At 66.9% G+C, this 24,396-nt stretch carries 24 protein-coding genes; 18 read left to right on the top strand and 6 right to left on the bottom strand.

Features of this window, described 5'->3' with window-relative positions; genetic code table 11:
• Positions 1-80: 80 nt before the first annotated feature.
• On the top strand, positions 81-686 hold the full coding sequence (locus FBY28_RS09445) for a TetR/AcrR family transcriptional regulator (RefSeq protein WP_141866185.1): 606 nt from the start codon (positions 81-83) through the stop codon (positions 684-686).
• 49 nt (positions 687-735) lie between these two features.
• The gene (locus tag FBY28_RS09440; protein WP_141866183.1) at positions 736-2,304 is read left to right on the top strand and encodes a phytoene desaturase family protein; all 1,569 of its coding nucleotides are present in this window, start codon (positions 736-738) and stop codon (positions 2,302-2,304) included.
• Here the strand turns inward: FBY28_RS09440 and FBY28_RS25870 are convergent.
• Positions 2,301-2,447 (bottom strand): hypothetical protein, encoded by a 147-nt coding sequence (locus FBY28_RS25870; protein WP_019511135.1) that lies wholly within the window; start codon positions 2,445-2,447, stop codon positions 2,301-2,303. The two genes, FBY28_RS09440 and FBY28_RS25870, sit on opposite strands and share 4 nt — an antisense overlap.
• A gap of 40 nt (positions 2,448-2,487) precedes the next feature.
• Complete coding sequence (locus tag FBY28_RS09435; protein WP_141866181.1) at positions 2,488-2,835, bottom strand: UBP-type zinc finger domain-containing protein; 348 nt, start codon at positions 2,833-2,835, stop codon at positions 2,488-2,490.
• 163 nt (positions 2,836-2,998) lie between these two features.
• On the opposite strand from FBY28_RS09435, the gene FBY28_RS09430 reads away from it, so the two are divergent.
• From FBY28_RS09430 to FBY28_RS09365, 14 genes are all read left to right on the top strand, one after another.
• Positions 2,999-3,766, top strand: a complete 768-nt coding sequence (locus FBY28_RS09430; protein WP_141866179.1) for an MlaE family ABC transporter permease — start codon at positions 2,999-3,001, stop codon at positions 3,764-3,766.
• On the top strand, positions 3,766-4,584 hold the full coding sequence (locus tag FBY28_RS09425; RefSeq protein WP_019511138.1) for an ABC transporter permease: 819 nt from the start codon (positions 3,766-3,768) through the stop codon (positions 4,582-4,584). The genes FBY28_RS09430 and FBY28_RS09425 overlap by 1 nt, the downstream gene beginning before the upstream one ends.
• A 3-nt stretch (positions 4,585-4,587) precedes the next feature.
• A complete protein-coding gene (locus FBY28_RS09420) occupies positions 4,588-5,913 on the top strand; it encodes an MCE family protein (RefSeq protein WP_141866176.1) in 1,326 nt (441 codons plus the stop codon).
• 12 nt (positions 5,914-5,925) lie between these two features.
• Positions 5,926-6,960 (top strand): MCE family protein, encoded by a 1,035-nt coding sequence (locus FBY28_RS09415; RefSeq protein WP_141866174.1) that lies wholly within the window; start codon positions 5,926-5,928, stop codon positions 6,958-6,960.
• Positions 6,942-8,249 carry an MCE family protein gene (locus tag FBY28_RS09410; RefSeq protein ID WP_216847597.1) on the top strand — a complete coding sequence of 436 codons (1,308 nt, stop codon included), beginning with the start codon at positions 6,942-6,944 and terminating at the stop codon, positions 8,247-8,249. Before FBY28_RS09415 ends, FBY28_RS09410 begins: the two co-directional genes overlap by 19 nt.
• Positions 8,246-9,532, top strand: a complete 1,287-nt coding sequence (locus FBY28_RS09405; protein ID WP_141866172.1) for a virulence factor Mce family protein — start codon at positions 8,246-8,248, stop codon at positions 9,530-9,532. Before FBY28_RS09410 ends, FBY28_RS09405 begins: the two co-directional genes overlap by 4 nt.
• Positions 9,529-10,659 carry a virulence factor Mce family protein gene (locus FBY28_RS09400; protein ID WP_141866170.1) on the top strand — a complete coding sequence of 377 codons (1,131 nt, stop codon included), beginning with the start codon at positions 9,529-9,531 and terminating at the stop codon, positions 10,657-10,659. The genes FBY28_RS09405 and FBY28_RS09400 overlap by 4 nt, the downstream gene beginning before the upstream one ends.
• A gap of 1 nt (position 10,660) precedes the next feature.
• Complete coding sequence (locus tag FBY28_RS09395) at positions 10,661-12,190, top strand: MCE family protein (RefSeq protein ID WP_141866167.1); 1,530 nt, start codon at positions 10,661-10,663, stop codon at positions 12,188-12,190.
• Positions 12,191-12,228: 38 nt separating this feature from the next.
• Positions 12,229-12,669 carry an SRPBCC family protein gene (locus FBY28_RS09390; protein WP_141866165.1) on the top strand — a complete coding sequence of 147 codons (441 nt, stop codon included), beginning with the start codon at positions 12,229-12,231 and terminating at the stop codon, positions 12,667-12,669.
• Complete coding sequence (locus tag FBY28_RS09385) at positions 12,666-13,781, top strand: CaiB/BaiF CoA transferase family protein (protein WP_141866163.1); 1,116 nt, start codon at positions 12,666-12,668, stop codon at positions 13,779-13,781. Before FBY28_RS09390 ends, FBY28_RS09385 begins: the two co-directional genes overlap by 4 nt.
• 89 nt (positions 13,782-13,870) lie before the next feature.
• Positions 13,871-14,308 carry an SRPBCC family protein gene (locus FBY28_RS09380; protein WP_019511147.1) on the top strand — a complete coding sequence of 146 codons (438 nt, stop codon included), beginning with the start codon at positions 13,871-13,873 and terminating at the stop codon, positions 14,306-14,308.
• 54 nt (positions 14,309-14,362) lie between these two features.
• A complete protein-coding gene (locus FBY28_RS09375; protein ID WP_141866161.1) occupies positions 14,363-15,277 on the top strand; it encodes an LLM class F420-dependent oxidoreductase in 915 nt (304 codons plus the stop codon).
• 49 nt (positions 15,278-15,326) lie between these two features.
• Positions 15,327-16,028, top strand: a complete 702-nt coding sequence (locus FBY28_RS09370; protein WP_141866159.1) for a GntR family transcriptional regulator — start codon at positions 15,327-15,329, stop codon at positions 16,026-16,028.
• 79 nt (positions 16,029-16,107) lie between these two features.
• Complete coding sequence (locus FBY28_RS09365; protein WP_141866157.1) at positions 16,108-17,655, top strand: NCS1 family nucleobase:cation symporter-1; 1,548 nt, start codon at positions 16,108-16,110, stop codon at positions 17,653-17,655.
• 51 nt (positions 17,656-17,706) lie between these two features.
• Here FBY28_RS09365 and FBY28_RS09360 read toward each other — a convergent pair whose 3' ends face one another.
• Genes FBY28_RS09360 through FBY28_RS09345 form a run of 4 tightly spaced genes read right to left on the bottom strand, consistent with a single transcriptional unit; the run spans position 17,707 to position 22,345 of the window.
• Complete coding sequence (locus FBY28_RS09360; protein WP_141866155.1) at positions 17,707-18,879, bottom strand: pyridoxal phosphate-dependent aminotransferase; 1,173 nt, start codon at positions 18,877-18,879, stop codon at positions 17,707-17,709.
• A gap of 38 nt (positions 18,880-18,917) precedes the next feature.
• A complete protein-coding gene (locus FBY28_RS09355) occupies positions 18,918-19,769 on the bottom strand; it encodes an NmrA/HSCARG family protein (protein WP_141866153.1) in 852 nt (283 codons plus the stop codon).
• A 16-nt stretch (positions 19,770-19,785) separates the two neighbouring features.
• Entirely contained in the window at positions 19,786-21,207 is a 1,422-nt protein-coding gene (locus FBY28_RS09350) for an APC family permease (protein WP_141866151.1), read from the bottom strand.
• Positions 21,208-21,247: 40 nt separating this feature from the next.
• Positions 21,248-22,345, bottom strand: a complete 1,098-nt coding sequence (locus tag FBY28_RS09345) for an alcohol dehydrogenase catalytic domain-containing protein (protein ID WP_141866149.1) — start codon at positions 22,343-22,345, stop codon at positions 21,248-21,250.
• 114 nt (positions 22,346-22,459) lie between these two features.
• Between FBY28_RS09345 and FBY28_RS09340 the strand changes: the two genes are divergently transcribed.
• Together FBY28_RS09340 and FBY28_RS09335 are read left to right on the top strand one after the other, a co-directional pair.
• The gene (locus FBY28_RS09340) at positions 22,460-23,914 is read left to right on the top strand and encodes a PucR family transcriptional regulator (protein ID WP_141866147.1); all 1,455 of its coding nucleotides are present in this window, start codon (positions 22,460-22,462) and stop codon (positions 23,912-23,914) included.
• A 72-nt stretch (positions 23,915-23,986) separates the two neighbouring features.
• Complete coding sequence (locus tag FBY28_RS09335; protein WP_141866145.1) at positions 23,987-24,391, top strand: RidA family protein; 405 nt, start codon at positions 23,987-23,989, stop codon at positions 24,389-24,391.
• Positions 24,392-24,396 lie beyond the last annotated feature (5 nt).

The raw sequence follows: 24,396 nt of genomic DNA, 5'->3' as shown, positions 1-24,396 counted from the left end.
TGTAGACCTTTGCTGCGAGCTTATGGGCTGCGCGCAAGTGGGTGCGTCGGGGGTGGTTCGGCCTGCGGTACGTTGAGCCGATGGTCCGCCCCGCGCAAACGGCTCGCAGCGAGCGCACCAGGGACGCGCTGCGAAAGGCCGCCATGGTGCGCTTCTTGGCCCAGGGCGTGGAGGAGACGTCCGCCGAACAGATCGCCGCCGATGCCGGCGTCTCGCTGCGCACCTTCTACCGGCACTTTTCCTCCAAACACGACCTGCTGTTCGTCGACTACGACGCCGGACTGGAATGGTTTCGCGCCGCGCTGGCCAACCGGTCCGCCGACGAATCCATCGTCGAGGCCGTGCACGCCGCCATCCTGGAATCCCCCTATGACGTCGACGCCGTCGCGCGGATCGCCGAGTTGCGCTCCGACGAGCTGGATCCCGGGCGCATCGTTCGGCACATCAGACAGGTCGAGGCATCCTTCGCCGAGGTCGTCGAGGAGCACCTGCGCGACGATCAACCACCGGCGACCGATATCGACACGCGGTTGCAGATCACCGTCACAGCGCGGTGCATCGCCGCCGCGGTGTTCGGCGCCATGGAGGTGTGGATGCTCGCCGAGGACCGGTCTCTACCCGAGCTGGCCCGGCTGTGCCGTACGGCGCTGGACTCGTTGGAAGCGGGCGTGGTTCCGCAGCGCTAGATGTTTTGTCATTATTGACAAAACATCGGACCGATGTCAGCCTCGGGTGATGTCGGACAGCTTTGATGCCATCGTCGTCGGCGCGGGTCACAACGGCCTGGCCGCCGCCGCCCTCCTGCAGCGGGCGGGACGTCGCACCCTTTGCCTGGACGCCAAGCTTTATGCCGGCGGAATGGCCTCCACCGTCGAGCTTTTCGATGGCTATCACTTCGAGATCGCCGGGTCGCTGCAGTTCCCGACCTCGGCGGTGGTGAGCCGCGAGCTCCGGCTGGACACCTTGCCGTGTGTCGAGGTCGACGTCATGTCGGTATCGCTGCGCGGTATCGGCGACGATCCGGTCGTCTACTACACCGACCCGATGAAGCTGCTCACTCACCTCAACGAGGTACACGGCGCCGAGGCGGTCACCGGCATGGCGGGGCTGATGGCGTGGAGTCAGGCCCCGACCCGCGCTCTCGGACGATTCGAGGCGGGTTTACCGCCCAAGACGCTCGACGAGATGTATGCCAGCGCGACAAACGAGTTCGAGCACGCGGCCATCACCGACATGCTGTTCGGGTCGGTCACCGATGTGCTGGACCGCTATCTGCCCGATGCCGAGAAGCATGGTGCGCTCCGCGGGATGCTGTCGTTCCTTGCGGTCAACACCACCTATCGTGGTCCCTCGACACCGGGCAGTGCCGCGGCGCTGGCATTCGGTCTGGCGGTGCCCGACGAGAATGCGGTGCTGATGAAGAAACTCCGCGGCGGCATCGGCGCACTGACCGCCCACCTGCGCGAGATGCTCGTCGACGGCGGCGGTGAGGTGCGTCTGCGATCCAAGGTCGAACGGATCCGCACCGAAGCGGGCCGGGTCACCGGGGTCCGACTCGAGGACGGCAGCGAAGTGAGCGCGCCCGTCGTCGTCTCCGCATTGTCGCCCGATATCACCATCACCCAACTGCTCGACCCCGTCGCGCTGCCCGGCGACGTGCGTGACCGCTTCGCCCGCACCGACCACCGTGGCAGTTACTTGCAGATGCATTTCGCGCTCGACGGTCTACCCACCTTTGCCGACCCGTACGCGATGCTCAATGATCCCGAGATGCAGTCGGCAATAGGGCTTTTCAACACTCCGGAGGAATTACAGGAGCAGTGGGAGCAGAGTCGGCGCGGCATCGTGCCCGCCGACCCGGCGATTGCCATGCAGATGCCCTCGGTGCAGGATCCGGACCTCGCCCCGCCGGGCAAGCATGCCGTGTCGGCCTTCTCGTTGTGGTTCCCCGTAGAGGGCAACGCGCGGGCGTCCTACGGTGATCTCAAGGTCGAGATGGGGCGTCGGGTGATCGACAAGATCACCCGGCTTGCACCGGATTTCGAGCAGCGGATCATCCGGCACACCACCTTCACGCCCAAGCACATGGGCACCATGTTCGGCGCGCCCGGTGGCGACTACTGCCATGGATTGATCCACCCCGAGCAGATGGGTCCGAATCGTCCCGGGCCGAAAGGCTTTGTCGACCAGCCGATCCCCATCGACGGCCTCTACCTCGGCAGCGCCGGATGCCACGGCGGACCGGGTATCACGTTCATACCGGGCTACAACGCTGCGCAGGCGGTGTTCGCCGACGCGGGCTAGGCGTGTTCTTCGCCGGCCGGCGCGCCGCCCTCGTCGGACCAGTCCGAACGGTCCTCGGCACCCTTGGCCGGGTCGCTCAGGACATCATCCTCGGCGCCCGGTTTACCTGCATCTGACTCGGTGGTCTTGGGATCTGCGCTCACGCGGATTCGATACCCGTTTCCTGCGGGTCGAAAACGGTGCTCAGCGATCCCGGTTCTGCAGCTGCTGCATCCAGTCCGCGGGCACCCGCGAGCGGGGTCCGGGAACCGACTGGTCGGCGGGGTGTGCCTGGGGTGCACACAGTTCCGGGCCGTCGTAATACTGGTCGGTGTCGTAGTTCCAGAACCAGTCCTCACCCGGCTCGAAACTGCGGATGATCGGGTGGCCGCTGCTGCGCCAGTGTTGTGAGGCGTGCCGCGCCAGCGAATCGTCACAGCAGCCGATATGCCCGCACGCGGTGCAGCGACGCAGGTGGACCCACCACCCGCCGTCGGCGTCGCACTCCACGCAGCCGCTACCTGATGGGGGAACCGAGGGGTCGACATCCACGCGGGCGAGTCTACGCAGTGCGGGCACTATGCATCACCGTGATCGAATCACGTTGAGCTGAATCGTGCGAGGAATGGCCACCAGCCAAATTGGTTATTGACGTCGGCATACAGCTGACAGTTGCCTTTGACAGCAAATTCCACCGGTCATAACGTCCGCCGCGATGAGCACCTCCGGTCAGTTGACGAAGTCCATGGATGCCGTGGGTGGCTTCATGGTGCTCAGCGCGGAATCGTTCGGTGCCATGTTCCGGCGCCCGTTCGCATGGCGGGAGCTCTTCGACCAGATCGCCTTCGTGGCCCGGGTATCGATCTTCCCGACCATCATGCTGTCCATTCCCTACACGGTGCTGATCGTCTTCACGCTCAACATCGTGTTGCTCGAAATAGGTGCCGGCGACCTGTCCGGAGCAGGTGCCGCGCTGGCCTCGGTGACGCAGGTGGGACCCGTCGTCACGGCCATCGTCGTCGCAGGCGCCGGCGCCACCGCCATGTGCGCCGACCTCGGTGCCCGCACCATCCGCGAAGAGATCGACGCGATGAAGGTCATCGGCGTCAACCCGGTGCAGGCGCTGGTGGTGCCCCGCGTCATCGCGGCCACCTTCGTCGCCCTGATGCTCTACTCGGTGGTGGCCGTGGTGGGGCTGACCGGCAGCTACCTGTTCGTCGTCTACGTCCAGAACGTCACCCCGGGAGCCTTCGTCGCGGGCTTGACACTGCTCACCGGTCTGCCGCAGGTCATCGTCTCGCTGGTCAAGGCGCTGCTCTTCGGGCTCTCCGCCGGGTTGATCGCCTGCTACAAGGGATTGTCGGTGGGCGGCGGACCGACCGGCGTGGGTAACGCGGTCAACGAGACCGTGGTCTTCGCGTTCATGGCGCTGTTCCTGATCAACATCCTGGCCACTGCGCTCGGCGTGAAAGTGGCGCCCTGATGACCACTTTCGGGCAAGGGTTGGTCGACCGGACCCGCCTGCTCGGCGAGCAGACCGCCTTCTACGGCCAGTCCCTGGCCCATATCGGAGACGCGGTCCGCCGCTACCCGGGCGAGGTGCTGCGGCTCATCGCCGTGATGGGCATGGGCACCGGCGCTCTGGCCGTGATCGGTGGCACCGTCGTCATCATCGGTTTCCTGACGCTGTCCACCGGTGCGCTGATCGCCGTGCAGGGGTACAACACGCTGTCCAATGTCGGCATCGAGGCGCTCACCGGATTCCTGTCGGCCTTCCTCAACGTCCGGTTCATCGCACCCGCCACCGCCGGGGTGGCGCTGGCCGCGACCATCGGTGCGGGTGCCACCGCGCAGCTCGGCGCCATGCGGATCAACGAGGAGATCGACGCCCTCGAGGTGATGGGAATCCGGGCCATCACCTATCTGGTGTCCACCCGCATCGTGGCCGGTGTGGTGGTGGTGATTCCGCTCTACACCGTCGCCGTCCTGATGTCCTTCCTGGCAACACGGTTGGGCACCACCGTCGTCTACGGTCAGTCCGCCGGCGTTTACGACCATTACTTCTCCACGTTCCTGCGGCCCTCGGACCTGTTGTGGTCTTTCGTGGCGGCGCTGTCGATGGCCGCCGCGGTGATGGTGGTGCACACCTACTACGGATTCACCGCGACCGGCGGTCCGGCCGGGGTGGGGGAAGCGGTCGGCCGTGCCGTGCGGACCTCCGTCACCGCAACGGTGTTCGTCCTGTTGACCATCACGCTGTCGGTGTACGGGCAGTCCGGCAACTTCCATCTCTCGGGGTAGCGCGTGAACAATGCACCGCGCCGCGAGAAGATCGACCCGATCTGGTATGCGCCCGTCCTGCTGATCGTCATCATCGCGCTGACGGTGATGACCGCGCTGTTGTTCTTCGGGACGCTGCGCACGTTCGTGCCCGTCACGTTGATATCCGACCGGGCCGGCCTGGTGATGGAGAATGGTGCGAAGGTCAAACTGCATGGCGTGCAGGTCGGTGAGGTCGGATCGATCGGCACCGAATCAGGCTTCGCTGCACTGCATCTCAACATGTACCCCGGGCCGTTCGAGCATCTGCCCGCCAACGTCGAGGCCGAGATCAAGTCCACCACGGCCTTCGGAGCCAAGTATGTGGATCTCATCGTGCCCGACTCCGGGCCCAGCGCGGGCCGGCTGACACCCGGTGCGGTGCTGCGCAGTCGTAACGTCACCGTCGAGGTCAACACCGTGTTCGAGAACCTGCAAGCCGTCGTGCAGGCCGTCGACCCGGCAAAGCTCAACGCTGTGCTGGCTGCGGTGTCGGAATCGCTGCGCGGCAAGGGTGATCGGATAGGCCGGGCGATCACCGACGCGAACAAGGTGTTGCTGGCGGTCAATCCGCGGATGCCCACCGTGCAACGCGACTGGCAGTTGTTCGGACAGACCGCTGCCGCGTATTCCGCTGCGGCGCAGGATATCGTATCGATCCTCGATTCGTTCTCGACCACCTCTTCGACCATCGCAAGTCATGCGCAGTCGCTGGACACCCTGCTGCTCTCGGCGGTCGGCTTCTCCCGATCGGGTATCGACGTGATCGGCGGTAACCAAACTGCACTGGTTCGCGCCATGAATCTGCTCGACCCGACCACTGCCCTGCTGATGAAGTACTCACCGACGTACACGTGCCTGTTCCAGGGCGCGGTCTGGTTCCTGGAACACGGTGGCCGTGATGCCCTCGGCGGCAACGGGAAATCGGTCATCATGGACGCGGCGATGCTCGCCGGTGACGACGCCTACCGATTCCCGCAGAACCTGCCCAAGACCAATGCCACCGGCGGCCCCGGTGGGAAGCCGAGCTGCGGTTCACTGCCCGATGTCAGCCAGAACTTCCCGGTCAAGGCGCTGGTCACCGACACCGGTTGGGGCGCCCTGCCCAACGAGATCCGCACCAACCCCGGTATCGGCTTCCCCGGCTGGGCCGACTACCTTCCGGTCACCCGCGCGGTTCCCGAACAGCCGAGCATCCGCCATCCCGGTGGCCCCGCCCCGGGGCCGGGCCCGTTCGGAGCGCCGGCACCACCGTTCCCGCTCCCGCCGACCCCGGCGACGTTCCCGCCACCCGGCCCACCCACCCCGTAGGAAGGACCTGTCATGCGCCGCAAGAGCATCACCGGCACCGTGGTGCGGGTCACGGGGTTCACGGCCATGTGCCTGGTGTTCCTTTTCGCCCTCGTCACCGTCTTCGGGCAGTTCCGCTTCGACTCGCGGGTCTCCTACAGCGCCGTGTTCACCAACATCTCCGGTCTCAAGGGCGGCAACTTCGTCCGCATCGCCGGCGTCGAGGTGGGCAAGGTGACCAACTTGACCCTGCACAAGGACGGCACCGTCACCGTCGAATTCGCCGTCGACAGGGGTTTGTCCCTCACCGAGGGCACCACGGCCGCGGTGCGCTACGAAAACCTGATCGGCGACCGCTACCTCGCGCTGGAGGAGGGACCCGGTTCGGTGCGACCGCTACAGCCCGGCCAGACCATCCCGCTGGAGCGCACCCACCCCGCCCTCGATGTCGACGCGTTGATCGGCGGCTTCCGACCGCTGTTCCGAGCGCTGGATCCCGACCAGGTGAACGCGTTGTCCGGGCAACTACTCACGGTGTTCCAGGGCCAGGGCGGCACGGTGTCCTCGGTGCTGGCCCAGACCTCGGCGCTGACCAAGACGCTGGCCGGACGCGACGAACTGATCGGGCAGGTGATCACCAACCTCAACACCGTGCTGAGTACGTTCGCCGCACGCGATGACCAGTTCTCCGCGGGGCTGGGTGACCTGTCGAGCCTGGTGCAGGGTCTAGCCGACCGTCGCAACGATATCGCCACCGGCGTGGCGCATATCAGCGCCGCGGCCGGTACCGTCGCCGACCTGTTGGTGCAGGCGCGGGAACCGGTGAAAGAGGCCGTGGCGCAGACGGACCGGGTCGCCGGACAGATCATGGCCGACCATGACTACGTCGACGAGCTGGTGCGGACCCTGCCCGATACCTACCAGATCCTTGCCCGGCAGGGCCTCTACGGCGACTACTTCGGCTTCTACCTCTGCGATGCCGCGCTCAAGGTCAACGGGAAGGGTGGTCAACCCGTGTACATCAAGCTGGCCGGCCAGGACACCGGAAGGTGCACACCGAAGAAATGAAACCCATCGCCGAACGCAACCGCGCGGCCGTCGGAGCCGTGGGCACCCTTGTGCTGGTCGCGGTCGTGGCAGCCGCCTTCTCCTACGACAAATTGCCCGTCATCAAGGGGACTTCGGACTACACCGCGTATTTCGCCGAGGCCGGTGGTATCAAACCGGGCAGCGATGTCCGGGTCTCCGGATACGGTGTCGGTCGCGTGTCGAGCGTGACGTTGGAGGGCACCAAGGTTCTCGTCGAGTTCACCGTCGATGACGACGTCGAACTCGGTGACCGCACCGAGGCGGCCATCAAGACCGAGACGGTGCTGGGCACCAAGATGCTCGAACTCATCCCGCAGGGCGACGGCGAACTCGACGGGACCATCCCGCTGGAACGGACCACCTCACCCTACGATCTGCCCACCGCCCTTGGGGATCTCACCACCACCATCAGCGGGCTGGACACCACCCAACTGTCCACCGCATTGTCGACCCTGGCCGAGACCTTCCAGAACACCCCGGCCGACCTGAAGCTCGCCCTCGAAGGTGTCGCGCAGTTCTCCGACACCCTCAACACTCGCGACGCCCAGCTGCGCACCCTGCTCGCCGATGCCGACAAGGTGACCGGAGTGCTGGCCAAGCGCAGCGACCAGATCGCCTCGCTCGTGGTCAACGCCAACGCCCTGCTGGCCGAGCTACTGTCACAACGAGATTCGGTGGACGCGTTCATGGGCAATCTGGCAGCGGCATCGGCCCAGCTGTCCGGCCTGGTGGCCGACAACCGCGAACAACTGCAACCCGCCCTGGACAAGCTCAACGGAGTGCTGTCGATCCTGGACAACCGTAAACAGGAACTGCAGCGCACGCTGTACCTGTTGCGCCGCTACGCGATGTCCTTTGGTGAGGTGCTCGGCTCCGGCCCGTTCTTCAAGGCCTCGCTGGTGAACCTGCTGCCCGGCCAATTCGTCCAACCGTTCGTCGATGCGGCCTTCTCGGATCTGGGTCTGGACCCGAACGTGCGGGTGCCCTCGCAGCTGGTCGATCCCGGCGTGGGCCAACCCGGTACCCCGGCGCTGCCGGTGCCGTTCCCGCGCACCGGCCAGGGTGGCGAGCCGAATCTCACTCTGCCCGATGCCATCACCGGACATCCAGGCGATCCGCGGTACCCTTACCGGCAGCCGCTACCCGGCCCGCCACCGGGTGGCCCACCGCCGGGTCCGCCGGCAGCACCCCCGCCCGGGTTCGCCGGTCCTGCGCCGGTCGGCCCGACCGCGGTGTATGTTCCCGCGCCCGGTGAGGTCGCACCATGACGGCGAAGTTGCGGATCGCGCTGGCCGCCGTGCTGTCGGTGCTGCTGGTCGTCGGCATCTCGGTCGTGGGCACCTCGTGGTGGGACCGGGTCGTCACCAACACCTACGTCGGCTACTTCGCCAACACCAACGGCCTGTATGTCGGTGACGAGGTCCGGATTCTCGGCGTCGCCGTCGGAGATATCGAATCGATCGAGCCGCAACCGCAGAACATCAAGGTCACCTTCTCGGTGGATGCCCGCTACCCGGTGCCCGCCGACGTCCGGGCCGCCGTGCTCTCACCGTCCCTGGTGAGCGCCCGGGCCATCCAACTGGTGCCCGCCTATGACGGTGGACCGAAACTCGCCGCCGGCGCCGCGATCCCGCTGGAGCGCACGGCCGTTCCGGTGGAATGGGACGACTTCCGCGCGCAATTGCAGAAGCTCACCGAAGCCCTGCAGCCGACGACGCCCGGAGGCCCGAACGCCGTCGGTGAATTCATCAACAGCGCAGCGGAGAACCTGCGCGGCCAGGGCGGCACCGCCCGTGACACCGTCCTCAAACTCTCACAGGCGATGTCGGTGCTCGGTGACCACAGCACCGATATCTTCAGCACCGTCCGCAACCTGCAAATGCTGGTGTCGGCGCTGTCTGCCAGCAGTGACCTGATGGCCAGGTTCAACGTGAACCTCGCCGACGTGTCGACCGTGCTGTCGAACACCCCCGACGAGATCGCCGACGCCACCTCGGGTCTCGACGCCGCCGTCACCGATCTGCGCGGATTCATTGCCGACAATCGGGAATCACTGGGCACCACCGTCGACCGGTTCACCGCCGTCACCACCGCGCTCAACGAGCGCCGAGGTGACGTCAAACAGGTCCTGCACGTCGCACCGACGGTGTTCCAGAACTTCATGAACATCTATCAGCCCGCGCAGGCCGCCGTCACCGGCATCATGGCACTGGGCAATTTCGCCAACACCGTCGGATTCATCTGCGGCGCAGTGCAGGCCGCCTCCCGATTGAACAGTGAGCAGTCCGCCAAACTCTGCACGCAGTATCTGGCGCCCATCGTCAAGAATCGGCAGTACAACTTCCTGCCGATCGGCGGTAATCCGTTCGTCGGGGCCACCGCACGCCCCAACGAGATCACCTACAGCGAGAACCACCTCCGGCCCGACTTCGTCCCGGCTGCGCCACCGCCGCCGGACCCGATCGGCATGTTGGCCGCCGAGGGCCCTGCGGTTCCGACCGACCCCGCCGCCGGCCTGCCCGGTCTGATGGTGCCGGGTGGCACCCCGTGAGCCGCAGCGCGGTGGTCGGGATCCTCGTTGCGGTGCTCGCACTGGTACCGGGATGCCAGTGGCGAGGCCTGAACTCGTTGAGCCTGCCCGGCACCGCGGGCACCGGCGACGGCGCCTACACCATCCAGGCGCAGCTACCGGATGTGGTGGTGATCCAGCAGAACACCCGCGTGCGGGTTGCCGACGTCAACGTCGGAAACGTCACCAAGATCGAGGTTCAGGACTGGCATGCCCTGGTCACCATGCGCATCGACGGAGACGTCGTGCTGCCCGCAAATGCCACGGTGAAGGTGGGCCAGACCAGCTTGCTGGGCTCCATGCACATCGAACTCGCTCCACCCACCGACGCGGTCCCGCAGGGCCGATTGACCGACGGGTCGGTGATACCGCTGTCTTCGGCCGCGACTTACCCCACTACCGAGCAGACACTGGCCTCGGTGTCGGTCCTGCTCAACGGCGGCGGGCTGGCTCAGTTGCAGGAGATCAACCAGAGCTTCGCGACAGCACTGGCCGGGCGTGAAGACGAGATGCGCAGTCTGCTCACCCAACTCGACACCTTTATCAGCGCGCTGAACGCACAAACCGATGACATCATCACCGCCACCGAACACCTCAACGATCTCGCCGGGAAGGTGGCGGCCAACGACGCCGTCGTCGACCGGGCGCTGACCACCATGCCGCAGGCGCTGAAGGTTCTCGCCGACTCGCGAACCACACTGGCCGATGCGATCGATGCGATCGATGCGCTCGGCAAGTTCAGCGCGATCGCGAACTCGACGGTGCAGCAGAGCCGTGAGTCGTTGGTGAACAATCTGCGTCAGATCGCGCCGGTATTCCGCGAACTCGCCGACGCCGGACCCGCCCTCACCAGGGGTCTGGACTTCCTGTCCACCTACCCATGGGTGAAGAGCACCATCCCGAACTGGTTCCGCGGTGACTTCGCCAATATCAGCCTCATCGTCGATCTCACCTTGAGCCGGCTGGACAGCAGCATCTTCACCGGCACCCGGTGGGAGGGCGACCTGACCGAACTGGAGATGCAGTGGGGCCGCACCATCGGCACCATGCCGAGCCCGTACACGGCGGGCAACCCGCTGGTCGCACCGTACCGGTGGGGGGCGTACTGACGTGATACGTCTGCACCGCAAGGTCTGGATCCAACTGGCCGTCCTCGGATCGATCACCGTGATCGCCGGCGCCGTCATGCTTTTCGGGTTCGTCCAGGCACCGGCACTGCTGGGTGTCGGGCGCTATGAGGTCACCCTTGAGCTGCCCCGTTCCGGCGGGCTCTATCCGACATCGGTGGTGACCTACCGCGGTGACGAAATCGGTCGCGTCACCTCCGTCGATGTGACCGACGTCGGGGTTCGGGCCGTCCTCACACTGGAATCGGACACCCCGGTGCCCGCCGATGTCTCCGCCGCGGTGCACAGCCGGTCGGCGATCGGTGAACAGTTCGTCGAGCTGACCCCGAACGGGGCGGATGGCCCGAACCTGCGCGACGGCGATGCCATCGCAGCCGGCAGGGTATCGGTGCCCGCCGATATCGCCGGTCTGCTCGATGCGACCAATACTGCGCTGCAAGCCATTCCGCGGGAGAATCTGCGCACCCTGGTCGACGAGGCCGACACCGCGGTCGGTGGTCTCGGGCGTGAACTCGCCCAGATCGTCGACGGTTCGACCGCTGTCGCCACCGATGCCGGTGCCGTCACCGATCAGCTGACCACATTGATCGACCAGTCACCGGCAGTGCTGGACTCCCAAGCGCGGACCGCCGATTCGATCCAGACATGGGCGTCGCGGATGGCCTCGGTGACCGGCCAGTTCGCGGCCCAGGACGCCGCTTTCGGGGATCTGCTCGATCAGGGCGGACCGGCCCTGCAGGAGGGCCAGGCGCTGTTCGACCGGTTCGCCCCCGCGCTACCGGTCCTGCTGGCGAACATGGTCAGCCTGGGTGATATCGCGGTGACCTACCGCGCGGATCTGGAACAACTGCTGGTGTTGTACCCGCAAGGAACGGCCGTCATGTCCGCGATCACCACGGCCAATGCGAACACCAAACAGGCGTACCGCGGGATCTATCTGGACTTCAACCTGAACCTGAACTGGCCACCGCCGTGCAACACCGGTTTCCTGCCCGTCCGCCAGCAGCGCATCCCCTCCGATGTCGACGCCCCGGACCGTCCATCGGGGGAGTTGTACTGCCGGGTGCCGCAGAACTCCGATCTCAACGTCCGTGGGGTACGCAACATCCCGTGTGAGACGAAACCGTGGAAACGCGCCCCCACCGTGGAGATCTGCGAGAGCGACGAGGAGTACGTCCCACTCAACGACGGCTACAACTGGAAGGGCGACCCGAACGCGACGCTCAGTGGGCAGGGTGTGCCGCAGTACCCGCCCGGGGTGTCCGCACCCGGCGAACCGCCACCGCCGATCGGGGGTGGTACCTCGAACGCGACGGAGCCTGCCGGTGCGCCGGCGCCCGCCGCTCCGGTCGCCGGGGCGCCGGTCGGCGGTGCACCGCAGAATGTCGCGGTCGCGGTGTACGACCCGGCCACCGGTTCGTACATCGGACCCGACGGCAGGCGCTACACACAGGGCGACCTGGCACAGTCGGGCGAGCGCACTTGGGAGTCCCTGCTGGTGCCGTCGGCATAGTGCACCCGAGGTGGTCCGGGGGTCGCTACTGTCAGCCCATGGCAACCAGCGTTTCCCGTGAAGTGGTCATCGAGGCGACCCCGGAGGAGATCCTCGCCGTCGTCGCCGACGTCGAATCCACCCCGTCGTGGTCTCCCCAGTATCAGAAGGCTGAGGTGGTCGACCGGGACGCGGAGGGCCGCCCGCACCGTGTTGTCCAGACCATCAAGACCGTCGGTATCAGCGATCAGCTGACCATCGACTACACGTGGGAGGAGAACAAGGTCAGCTGGGTGCTGGTCGAGGCCAGTCAGTTGAAGTCCCAGGAGTGCAGCTACACGCTGACACCCGAGGGGGACAAGACCCGCGTCCGCTTCGATATGACCATCGATCTGGCGATCCCGTTGCCCGGCTTTCTACTCAAGAAGGTCATGTCCGGTGCCATCGATGTGGCCACCGACGGGTTGCGCAAGCAGGTGCTCAAGGTCAAGAAGGGGTGACCGGCGGGCAGGAGCGAAGCGACCGGGGATCAAGGAACGGCACCGGTCCGCTGGCCGGCGTCCGGATCGTCGAACTCGGCGGGATCGGGCCCGGGCCGCATGCGGCGATGATGCTGTCCGATCTCGGCGCCGACGTGGTGCGCGTCCGTCGGCCCGGTTCATTGCAGATGCCCGCCGAGAACGTCGACCTGCTGCACCGCGGCAAGCGCGTCGTTGACGTCGATGTGAAGCGCGAACCGCAGGTGTTACTCGATCTGGTCGCGAAAGCCGATGTGCTGCTGGATTGTTTCCGCCCCGGCACCTGCGAGCGGCTCGGCATCGGACCCGACGAGTGCACCGCGGTGAACCCGCGGCTGATCTATGCGCGCATCACCGGGTGGGGGCAGGACGGGCCGTTGGCGCAGACCGCCGGGCACGACATCAACTATCTTTCCCAGACCGGGGTGCTGAGCGCCATCGGATATCGGGATCGCCCTCCGGTCGCACCGCTGAACCTGGTCGCCGATTTCGGCGGCGGTTCCATGCTGGCGCTGGCCGGGATCCTCGCCGCGCTCTACGAGCGTGAGCGGTCCGGAGCGGGGCAGGTGATCGACGCGGCGATGGTCGACGGGGTCAGCATGCTGGCTCAGATGATGTGGACCATGAAGGCGACGGGATCGCTTGCCGATCAACGCGAGTCATTCCTGCTCGACGGCGGCGCCCCGTTCTACCGAACCTATGAGACGGCCGACGGCGGTCACCTGGCGGTCGGGGCGATCGAGCCACAGTTCTTCGCGGGGTTGCTCGCCGGCCTGGAGTTGCGGGCCGACGAGGTACCCGGGCAGTTCGAACGCGACCGCTGGCCGCAGCTGCGCGCCGCGTTCGAGGCCAGAATTGCCACGCGCACGCGTGACGAGTGGGTGGCGGTGTTCGCCGGCGCCGACGCCTGCGTCACGCCGGTGTTGAGCTGGGCCGAGGCCGCCGACAGCGCGCACCTGCGGGCGCGCGACACCCTGATCGACGTCGGGGGTGTGCGGCAGGCCGCGCCGGCGCCGCGGTTCTCCCGCACGCCGGCCGGGCGGGTCGGTGTCCCGCCGCAGGGCGCCACCGAGCTCGCCGACCTCGGATGGTGACGGCTTTGCTGAAGAACTTGACGTCAATTAGTTAAAACCAGTTCGACAAAATCCTTGCGGCAAAATAAGGACAGTCTTATATTTGCCTGATGGCTGTCAGAGCGTCGAGAGAAGTTCTCTTCGACGCCTCGCCGGAGGCGATCCTGGATGCGCTCGCCGACATCGACGAGGTGCCGACTTGGTCAACCCTGCACAGGGCCACCGAGGTGGTGGATCGTCATCCGGATGGCAGGCCCCATCACGTCAAGGCGACCGTGAAGATCATGGGCATCACCGACAAGGAGATGCTCGAATATCACTGGGGTGAGGACTGGATGGTCTGGGACGCCCAGGACACCTTCCAGCAGCGCGGTCAGCACGGTGAGTACAAGTTGATCCGCGAGGGTGACCGCACCCGGGTCCGTTTCGATCTGATCATCGATCTGGCCGCGCCCATCCCGGAGTTCCTGATCCGGCGCGCCAAGAAGCTCGTCCTCGACGCGGCCGTCGACCGACTGCGCGCCCGGGTCTGCCGGTTCTACGGCTAGAAATCAGCGCGAGCGGAACGGAATTCCTCGGGCAACCGTGTCGCTGTCCGGTACATGCCCACCGGAATCGTTCTCGTTCCCAACCGACAGTCGGCCAACCATGTCGACGACGCCATCGCCCAGGCCCGCAGCGCCTACGACGCTGGGGTCCGCCAGATCTGGCTGGCCCAGCAGTTCGATCATGACGCCATCGGGTTGGCCGGCCTGATCGGCGCCGCCGTGCCCGGACTGGGTGTCGGCACCTCCGTCGTCCCGCTGAATCCACGGCACCCGCTGATCGTCGCCGCGCAGGCCCAGACCGCGCAGGCCGCCGCACACGGCAACTTCAGCCTCGGGATCGGGCTGGGCGCACACAAGCCCGAGGAGGATGCCTTCGGTCGATCATGGCCGAATCCGGTGGCGCGGCTGCGCGAGCACCTGCAGGTGTTGCGCGCGGTATTCGACGACGGCGCAGTCGATTTCCACGGTGCGGAGTTCAGCGCGGGCCCCGAGTGGCCGGTATCGGTGGCCGGCGGGACCCCGGTCCCGGTCTACGTGGCGGCGATGGGGCCCAAGGCATTGCGGGTCACCGGTGAACTGGCCGATGGCACGCTGCCGTATCTCGCCGGACCCCGCACGGTCGGGGAGTTCATCGTCCCGCAGATCACCGCGGCTGCCGCCGCCGCGGGCAGGCCCGCCCCGAAGGTCATCGCGATGGTGCCCGCATTGGTCACCGATGACGTCGACGCCGGACGCGCGCTCGCCGCCGACACCTTGGCCTTCTACGCGACCATTCCCTCCTATCAGCGGGTGATCGAACGCGAACAGCTCGACTCGATCGCCGACCTGGCCGCTGTCGGTGACGCCGCGACGGTGCGCGCACAGCTGCGTCGCTATCTGGACGCGGGGGCCACCGACGTGGCGCTGAGCCCGCTGGATCATTCATTGCCGACGCTGGAGCGGCTCTGGGACGTCACATCTTCGCTGTAGGTAGGAACTGGGCAACACCGCGGCAACATCCGCGGCTTACCGTGAACCGATGATGCCGGTGCGACGTTCGGCGCTGCTCGACCGCCTGGTCGCCGACCGGACCAGGACATCGCAGCACGAGATCCTCGTCGAGTTGCGCCGCGCCATCCTCGACGGTGGCGTGCCACCGGGCACTCCGATCCCACCGGCCGAGGTGGCCGACCTGTTCGGGGTCAGCCCCATTCCCATCCGCGAGGCGCTCAAGACCCTGGTGGCCGAGGGATTGGTGACGCACCGACGCAACGGGGGATACACCATCGCCCTGCTCACCGCGCAGGAGCTCAGGGAGATGTACATCGTGCGAGAGACGTTGGAGTCGGCGTCGCTTACCGCCGCGGTGTACAACGCCACCGATGCCGACCGTGCCGCCGCGGTGCTGGCCAATCAACGCCTCGAACAGGCCATCAGTGATGGTGACGCCGCGGCATATCACCGGGGTAGCCGACAGTTTCATGCCGCGTTGACCGCGCCGTCACGCACGCACCGCCTGCTGCACATGCTCGAGGCGGCATGGAATGTCACCGAGCCGGTGCAATCGATGGTTCACGTCAGTCCTGCGGATCGGGCCGAGTTGCACGCCGATCACCGCGCCATGCTGGAGGCGTTCCTCGCCGGCGACGTGGCCGGTCTGCTGGCGGTCGCCGAACACCATGCCGGGCGGCTCAATGCCGTCATCGCGACGCTGCCGCGCGATACCGGCCTGTTGGCCTGAGGAATATATTTCGCCCGCAACCGAGAAGATAAGTCCGGTGAAACGGCGGGGAAACAAACCGGTCGCATAGTCGGCAACCATGACCGAAACCGTCGTCCCACCCAATAGCGCGCCACCGGGAGCCGCCGTCGGCGCCGGTGACATCGTCGAAGCCGCCGGCCACCCCGTCGGCGGCGGCGTGATCAAGCCCGGTTACGACCCGCGGCTGACCAATGAGGACCTCGCACCGCTGGGCAAGCAGTCTTGGACCTCCTACAACATCTTCGCGTTCTGGATGTCGGATGTGCACAGTGTCGGCGGTTATGTCACCGCGGGCAGTCTGTTCGCGCTCGGCCTGGCCAGTTGGCAGGTGTTGGTGGCGCTGCTCGTCGGCATCACCATCGTCTACTTCTTCTGCAATCTGGTGGCCAAGCCCAGCCAGGCCACCGGCGTCCCGTATCCGGTGATCTGCCGGACCGTGTTCGGTGTGCTCGGTGCCAACATCCCGGCCATCATCCGCGGGTTGATCGCGGTGGCCTGGTACGGAATCCAGACCTACCTCGCATCGGCGGCGCTGGATGTCGTGCTGCTCAAGCTCTTTCCCGCATTGATGCCCTACGCGGTGGTCGAGGACTATGGCTTTGCCGGGCTCTCGTTGCTGGGTTGGTGCAGTTTCCTGCTGCTCTGGGTGCTGCAGGCCTGCGTGTTCTGGCGCGGCATGGAGTCGATCCGCAAATTCATCGACTTCTGCGGTCCGGCAGTCTATGTGGTGATGTTCATGCTGTGCGGCTACCTGATCTACAAGGCCGGTTGGGGAGCCATCGACCTGAACCTCGGTGCGGTCACCCACACCGGTTGGTCGGCGGTGCCGGTCATGTTGGGTGCCATCGCCCTGGTGGTGTCCTACTTCTCGGGCCCGATGCTCAACTTCGGTGACTTCTCCCGCTACGGCAAGTCCTTCGAGGCGGTGAAGCGGGGCAACTTCCTGGGCCTGCCGGTGAACTTCCTGGTGTTCTCGGTGCTGGTGGTGGTCACGGCGTCACTGACGCTGCCGGTCTTCGGTGAGTTGCTCACCGATCCGGTGGAGACGGTGGCGCGCATCGACAGTACCTTCGCCATCGTGTTGGGCGCGTTGACGTTCACCATCGCCACCATCGGCATCAACATCGTCGCCAACTTCATCTCACCGGCCTTCGACTTCTCCAACGTCAGCCCGCAACGCATCAGCTGGCGCGCGGGCGGCATGATCGCCGCGGTCGGTTCGGTGTTGATCACCCCGTGGAATCTGTACGCCAACCCCGAGGTCATCCACTACACGCTGGAGACATTGGGCGCGTTCATCGGCCCGCTGTTCGGTGTTTTGATCGCCGACTACTACCTGGTGCGCAAGCAGAAGGTCGTGATCGATGATCTGTTCACCATGGCAGAATCCGGAAAGTACTGGTACACAAAGGGATACAACCGGATCGCGGTGATCGCCACGGTGCTGGGCGCGGGCCTTGCGGTGATTCCGGTGCTGCTCGGCGGCAGCGTCACGGGCATGTACACCGCCGCCCAGTACAGCTGGTTCATCGGCTGCGGTGTCGGGTTCGCGGTGTACTACCTGCTGGGTACCCGCGATAAGTTGGTTGCCGCATCGCTGTCCTGAACCTCGGTCAGGGCCGAGGGTGACGTGGTCGGTGCGAGGGGATAAGCCCGTTCAGCGCCCCCGCAACACCTGGAGCCGGCGAATCGCCTCGTCCATGGTGTCATCGCGCTTGCAGAAGGCGAAGCGCACCAGATGATTCCAGCCGTGTGCGGGGTTGTGCGGGTCGGCGCGGGTGAACGCGGACATCGGGATTGCCGCGACCCCGGCCCGGTGCGGCAGTTCGGCGCAGAACGCCGTGCTGTCGGTGTAACCGAGGGGGCGCGGGTCCACGCACAGGAAGTAGGTGCCGGCACTGTCGTGCACCGCGAAGCCCAGATCGGCCAATGCTTCGCCGAGGCGGTCGCGCTTGGCCTGCAGATCCGCTCGCAAGCCGGCCACCCACTCGTCCTCGTGATCGAGTGCGTACGCGACGGCGGGCTGAAACGGAGCCCCGCCCACATACGTCAGGTACTGCTTGGCCGCCCGTACCCCGGCGATCAACTCGGGCGCCGCGCACGCCCAGCCGATCTTCCAACCGGTGGCGTTGAACATCTTGGCCGCGCTGGAAATCGTGACGGTGCGCCCCCGCATACCCGGGTAGCCGGCCAGCGGGCGATGCTCCACCCCGAAGACCAGGGTCTCGTAGACCTCGTCGGTGATCACCAGCAGATCGTGCTCGGTCGCCAGCGCGGCAACCGCCGACAGCTCGGCGTCGCTGAGCACCATGCCGGTCGGGTTGTGCGGCGAGTTGAGAAGCAGCGCCCGGGTGCGCGGGGTGACCTCGGCGCGCAGCGCCTCGACATCGAGGGCGAAACCGCGGCCGGCGGGTACCAGGGGGACCGTGACACGGTGGCATCCCGCCATCGCGATGACGGGGGAGTAGGAGTCGTAGAACGGCTCGATGACCAGCACCTCGGACCCCGGCTCGACCAGGCCCAGTAGCGCCGCCGCGATCGCCTCGGTGGCGCCGACGGTCACCAGCACCTCGGTATCCGGGTCGTACTCGATGCCGTACCGTCGGCGGCGCTGAGCGGCGATCGCGTTGCGCAGCTCCGGAATGCCCAACCCCGGCGGGTACTGGTTGACGCCGCCGGCGATGGCGTCCTGAGCCACCTTCAGCATCTGGGCGGGGCCGTCCTCGTCGGGGAAGCCCTGTCCGAGATTCACGGCGCCGATCTTGGCGGCCAGCGCCGACATCTCCGCGAAGATCGTCACCGCGTAGGGCTGCAGGCGGGAGACGGTCATGGGCCAAGACTAGTTGCCCGCCCGGCCGCCCCGTGCCGTCAGCCCAGTAGCGGCCGCAGGTCGGTGTCGATCCAGTCGGTGAAGCTCTGCCAGCCGATCTGCGGATACTGCGCGTGCAGCGCGGCAATATCCACGGTGTACCCACCCGCGGCCAGGAAGGTGAACATGGCCCGCATGTCCGGCGAGGCGATCTCCGCCGGATCGCGGGTCACCAATTCGACCGGACGGCCCAGGGTTTCGGACAGGGCGGCCGCCATCTGCCGACCGGACGGCTCATCGGAGGCGAGGTCGATGCGCGCGCCGCGCAGCGGATCGGGATCGGTGAGCACTGCGGCCACGAACCGCCCGAGATCGCGCCGGGACAATTGCTGCAGCGGCGCGTCGGCCGGCAGCGGAAGTTCGAACACGCCGGCCTTGATGTCGTCGAGACCGCCGAGCATGTTGTCGTAGAAGTAGGACGGCCCGACGATGGTGTAGGACAGGCCGGATCCGGCCAGCTCGGTCTCGACGACGGCCTTGCTGTCGAAATGCGGTATGCCGGTGTGCTGATCGGCATCGGCGACCGACGAGAACACCAGGTGCGGCACCCGCGCCGACCGGGCGGCGGCCAGGATGGTCCGCCCCTGCGCGATCTCGGCCTCCGGTCCCTCCTCGAACGGGGTGGTCAGCGCGTACGCCCCGGTCACGCCGGAGAAGGCCTGCGCGACGGACGCCTCATCGGACAGGTCGGCGGCCACCACCTCGACACCGGCCTCGGCCAGTCGCAGTGCCGCACGTGAATCGGTGCGGCGGGTGATGCCGCGCACCGTCGCCCCGGCTTCCAGTAGCGCCCTGACCACCGCGCCACCCTGCGCGCCGGTGGCTCCCAGTACCGCGAAATGTCCGGTCATCACCACAGGGTAGTGCTCAGCCGACGCCCTCCAGCGTGTCCGTCTCGGTCTGGCCGATCCGGGCGATCACCTCGGGGCGGTTGCGCACCAGGTGGTAGTACCAGCCCAGCGCGACGGCGATCGTGGCCAGGAACAGGTACGGCAGGATGTTCAGCGGGAACGTCGGCACCGGATAGACATTGGCGAAGAAGGTGTAGGCCATGGCCAGGATCGCGATCACCGCGGTGATCCAGACCAGCCGGTTCGGTAGCCCGGTGCGCCGGGTGTAGACCACGCAGGCGGCGGCGACCAGCGAGTACGCGACCATGTAGCCGTAGGTGGCGTAGGTGTCGACCCACACCACGATGTCCATCGGATGCACACCGGCGGCCAGCAGGATGATGTCCAGGATTATCGCGGCGGGCCCGGCGATCAGCAGCACCCGGTGTGGGGTCAGGTGACCGTCATGGGTGCGGCCGAAGCGGTCGGCGACGACGCCCTCCTTGCCCATCACGTACACGATGCGGCCGACGACGTTCAGCGGGGCGACCACGACGGCGAAGAACGAGGCGCCCACCCCGAACAGCAGGATCGGATTGAACCAGGTCGGCATGCCGATCAGGATGGCGATGTCCTGCAACGGATTCGCACTGTCGGCCAGTCCCTGCTGCAGCACCGCGATCTGGGTGTAGGCGGCGAACACATAGAGCACACCCACCACCAGTGCGCTCCACATGATGGCCCGCGGTATCGCCGTGTAGGGGTTCCGCGCCTCACGGCCCAGCGCGTCGGCGGACGAGAATCCGACGAATCCGAGGATGCCGAGCACCATGCCCGCGGCGACACCCTGCCCCGGGACATCGCTGAACGAGAACTGTGACGGATCCCAGGCGGCCGGTCCGGCCCACACCAGCGCCAGCACCAGCAGGATCATGATGATGGTGACCGAGATCAGTTCCAGGGTCAACGAGACCCGGGCCGAGAGTCGGATTCCTCGGATGGTGAAAAGCGTTGCCAGCCCGCCCAATACGACCGCTAGCGCGATCGTGGCGATGGTGCCGCCGGCCGGGATGCCCAGGGAGATGAGGAAGTCACTGGTGTAGGAGATCGCGCCGCCAAGGGATCCGGCGGCGATGCCCCAGCAGCCGACCAGCAGCGCGACACCGGCCAGGTAGGCCCCGAATGGGCCGAGGCCCTTGGACACATAGGTGTACAGCGAGCCGGCCGAGGCATTGCGGCGGGCGAACACCACCACGCAGTACCCGACCGACAGGATGACCACCGTCGCCAGCGCGAACGACAGGATTGTTCCGGTGCCCGCGCTCAGATAGATGGCCGCTGCGGTGAAGGCGATGACGGCGCTGGGCGCGATGTTGGCGATGGCCTGTGCGGCCAGTTCCGGACCGGACATCGCCCCGTGACGCAGACCGGCGTCGACGGGTGGGTTCGTGGTGGCCATTCGGTTCCTTTGTATCGAAAGTCGTTGTACGACGGTGAAGTCAGGGAATGAGAAGGGTGCGCAGCGCTTCGCCGGATTCCAGGTCCTCGAACGCGGCCGCCGCCTCGTTCAGCGGCCTGCTGGCCCAGATCAGGGCATCGAGTTTGAGCTGACCGTCCATATAGCGATCCACGAGTGCGGGGATGTCGATCGAGGGGCGGACCGATCCGTAGTTGGAGCCCAGGATGCGCTGGTCGGCTTCGGCGAGCACCAGCGGTTCGAAGGAGGCCTTGGCGCCGGTGGGCGGCAGACCGACCACGACGGCCGCCCCGCCCAGCCCGAGCATCCGGATGGCCTGCTCGGTGGTGCCGGTGTGGCCGAACGCATCGAAGGCGTAGTCGACGCCGTCGGGGATCAGCTCGCGAAGCTGTTCCTCGGCGTCGCCGGTGGATGCGTTGATCCGGTCGGTGGCGCCGAACTGCACGGCCATCTTGGTCTTGTCGTCGCGGACGTCGATGGCGATGATCCGGCTCGCGCCGGCCAGCTTCGCGCCTTGGATGACGTTGAGGCCCACGCCGCCGCATCCGATCACCGCGACGGAGGCGCCCGGCTCGACCGCGGCGGTGTTGAGCACGGCGCCGACGCCGGTCGCCACCGCGCAGCCGACAACGGCGATGACGTCCAGCGGCGCATCCTCGCGCACCTTCACCGCACCCGAGGCCGGGACGATGACCTCCTCGGCGAACGAGGAGACCCCGAGATAGTGGTGCACCGTCTCGCCGCCCAGCGACAGCCGCGATGTGCCGTCGAACAGGGTGCCCAGGGGTGCGACGACCGTGGCGACCTTCTGGCAGCGCGCCTCGTGGCCGGAGCGGCAGTAGCGGCACTCGCCGCACGGCGGTACCCAGGAGAGCACCACATGGTCGCCGACTGCCAGCGTGGTCACACCCTCGCCGAGTTCGGTGACCACGCCGGAGCCCTCATGGCCCATGACCAGCGGGGCCTTCGCATCCCATTCGCCGCGCTTGACGTGTAGATCCGAATGGCAGACCCCGGCGGCGGCGATCTTCACCCGCACCTCGCCGGGCTTGGGGCCGGCCAGGTCGACGTCCACGTACTCGATGGGCGTGGCGGGATCACTGAAGACGATCGCTTTCACTCGGGCTCCTCTGATTGCGGGAATGCTCCGAATCGTAGGGAGCGCATCAGTACGAGGACAGCCGCAAAAAGTGTGATCAGCTGAGATCAAACCATCATTTTGTACACTCCCGAGGTGGCCTACGACGTGCGGGCGATCGCCGAGCATTTCGGCGCCGAGCTGGTCGCCGGTGCCGTCGACGGGGCGACGCCGGTCGAGGGCAGCGTGGCGCTGGCCGATCTGGTGCTGCCCAGTTCACCGGGATACGCGACGCTCGTGGTTGCCTCCCCCGGGGACTGGACGGCGGCGCTGGGCTCCGCCCCGGGGAAGGCAACGCTGGCCGGATGCGTGGCGATCATCGCCGGCGGATCCATGGAGGGCGGACTCCGCGATGCCCTCGGCGATGGGGCGAGAACCGCGGTCGTCGTGCCGCAGCTGTCCGCCGATGTCGTGCATGCGCGGCTGACGGCACTGATCGCCGCCGACCAGGCCGCCGAGGACCGCAGGGTCACCACGGGCACCAAGGTGCTCACGCAGGTGGCGCGCCGCGGCGGTGTGGTCGCGGTGGTGGCCGAGCTGGCACACCGGATCGACGGCTGGGCAGTGCTTCTCGATGCCCACGGCGAGGTGATCACCACTGCCGGCGCGGGCAGCCTGCACGTGCGTGACGCGGGTTCGGCCGCGTTCGGGCGCCGGGTGCGGATCCGGCATCCGGGCCTGCAGGTGCATCCGGTGGGCCAGGGTGCGGATGTCAGCGCCTACCTGGTGATCGGGGCACGCGGATCCACCAGCCGCAGCAGGGATCTCGCGTCCCAGGTGGCCGCCCTGTTGGATCTGTTACTGCACACCGCCAATCATCCGGCCACCGAGCGGCTGGGGCGTGAGGTGCTGTTGTCGACACTGTTGCGTGGCGGTGTGGAGGCCGCAACACTGTTGCGGCGCTGGGGTGTTCACGAACAGTCACTGACGGCCTTCGCGGTGGCATCCCGATCGAGCGCGATCGACCCGGAACGCCAGTCCATCCGGTGGCTCGATGAACTGGGAGCCGTCCACATGGTGTCCGCCGAGCGGGGTCGGGTGCTGGGATTCATCGGTGCGGACCGGGCCCCGGAACTCGCCGCGATGGCAGAACGACTGACCGAGGCCGGTATGCCGCTGCGGATGGGGCTGGGATCGGCTGCAACGCCGGAGTTGTTGGCCCGCACCGCCGCAGAGGCACGGCAGGCGCTCGAGATCGCGGTGGTCGATGCGCGCCCGGTTGTCTGGTACCGCTCCCTGGCCACAGTCTCCTTCGTGCTGGATCACCTCGATGACAGCGCGATGACGCGCGTCGCGGCGATACTGGACCCGCTGCGCGACGACGGTGGCCGGCACGGCGAGCTGACCCGCACCCTGGAGATCTACCTGGCCGAGCACGGAGCCTGGGGCTCCTCGGCGAGCCGGCTTCAGGTGCACCGCCAGACGCTGGCGGCGCGGATCCGCCGTATCGAGGAGCTGACCGGGCTGTCGATGGCCAGCCCCGACGACCGGACGGCCGCGTGGTTGGCCATCCGGGCTCTCAAGAGCCCGGCGACCGGCGCCCGAGGGTGATGACGCGGTGCTGCTGCACACCGCGGACCTGTTCGAGCGGAATATCCGAACGTCTGCCCGGTTGAACCGGGAATGCCCATCTCGTTGATAAACCCCGACAACCACGTCCAGGTCCCGGCGTACCACCATGTGGCCGTGGCCTCCGGATCCCGGCAGATCCACGTCGCCGGCCAGGTGTCCTGGGACGAGAACGGCAATGTGGTCGCGCCCGGCGACCTCACCGGCCAGGTCGTTCAGGTCTACCGCAACGCGCACAAGTCGCTGGCCGCCGCCGGGGCGTCGCTCGCCGATGTGGTCCGGGTGACCTGGTACCTGGTCGACTGGCGGCCGTCCAAGGCCGAGGCCTTCCTTGCCGGACTAGCCCAGGCGGGCACCGAGCTCGACATCTCCACGCCGCCGGCGACGGCGATCGGCGTGAGCGCACTGTGGACTCCGGATCTCCTCGTCGAAGCGGAGTTCACCGCAGTCATCGAATGACCGGT

Origin of the sequence: Arthrobacter sp. SLBN-53, assembly GCF_006715585.1 — a bacterium.
Lineage (GTDB): Bacteria > Actinomycetota > Actinomycetes > Mycobacteriales > Mycobacteriaceae > Mycobacterium > Mycobacterium neoaurum_A.
Note: the sequence above shows the minus strand (reverse complement) of the source record. Positions and strands in the feature narration are given on the sequence as shown.

Excerpts from the sequence above, each read along its gene's own strand:
- FBY28_RS09430 (WP_141866179.1), top strand. The coding sequence starts at position 2,999 with ATGAGCACCTCCGGTCAGTTGACGAAGTCCATGGATGCCGTGGGTGGC.
- FBY28_RS09375 (WP_141866161.1), top strand. The coding sequence starts at position 14,363 with ATGCCCACCGGAATCGTTCTCGTTCCCAACCGACAGTCGGCCAACCAT.
- FBY28_RS09380 (WP_019511147.1), top strand. The coding sequence starts at position 13,871 with ATGGCTGTCAGAGCGTCGAGAGAAGTTCTCTTCGACGCCTCGCCGGAG.
- FBY28_RS09405 (WP_141866172.1), top strand. The coding sequence starts at position 8,246 with ATGACGGCGAAGTTGCGGATCGCGCTGGCCGCCGTGCTGTCGGTGCTG.
- FBY28_RS09390 (WP_141866165.1), top strand. The coding sequence starts at position 12,229 with ATGGCAACCAGCGTTTCCCGTGAAGTGGTCATCGAGGCGACCCCGGAG.
- FBY28_RS09335 (WP_141866145.1), top strand. The coding sequence starts at position 23,987 with ATGCCCATCTCGTTGATAAACCCCGACAACCACGTCCAGGTCCCGGCG.
- FBY28_RS09350 (WP_141866151.1), bottom strand. The coding sequence starts at position 21,207 with ATGGCCACCACGAACCCACCCGTCGACGCCGGTCTGCGTCACGGGGCG.
- FBY28_RS09365 (WP_141866157.1), top strand. The coding sequence starts at position 16,108 with ATGACCGAAACCGTCGTCCCACCCAATAGCGCGCCACCGGGAGCCGCC.
- FBY28_RS09370 (WP_141866159.1), top strand. The coding sequence starts at position 15,327 with ATGATGCCGGTGCGACGTTCGGCGCTGCTCGACCGCCTGGTCGCCGAC.
- FBY28_RS09415 (WP_141866174.1), top strand. The coding sequence starts at position 5,926 with ATGCGCCGCAAGAGCATCACCGGCACCGTGGTGCGGGTCACGGGGTTC.
- FBY28_RS09440 (WP_141866183.1), top strand. The coding sequence starts at position 736 with ATGTCGGACAGCTTTGATGCCATCGTCGTCGGCGCGGGTCACAACGGC.
- FBY28_RS09360 (WP_141866155.1), bottom strand. The coding sequence starts at position 18,879 with ATGACCGTCTCCCGCCTGCAGCCCTACGCGGTGACGATCTTCGCGGAG.
- FBY28_RS09355 (WP_141866153.1), bottom strand. The coding sequence starts at position 19,769 with ATGACCGGACATTTCGCGGTACTGGGAGCCACCGGCGCGCAGGGTGGC.
- FBY28_RS09445 (WP_141866185.1), top strand. The coding sequence starts at position 81 with ATGGTCCGCCCCGCGCAAACGGCTCGCAGCGAGCGCACCAGGGACGCG.
- FBY28_RS09425 (WP_019511138.1), top strand. The coding sequence starts at position 3,766 with ATGACCACTTTCGGGCAAGGGTTGGTCGACCGGACCCGCCTGCTCGGC.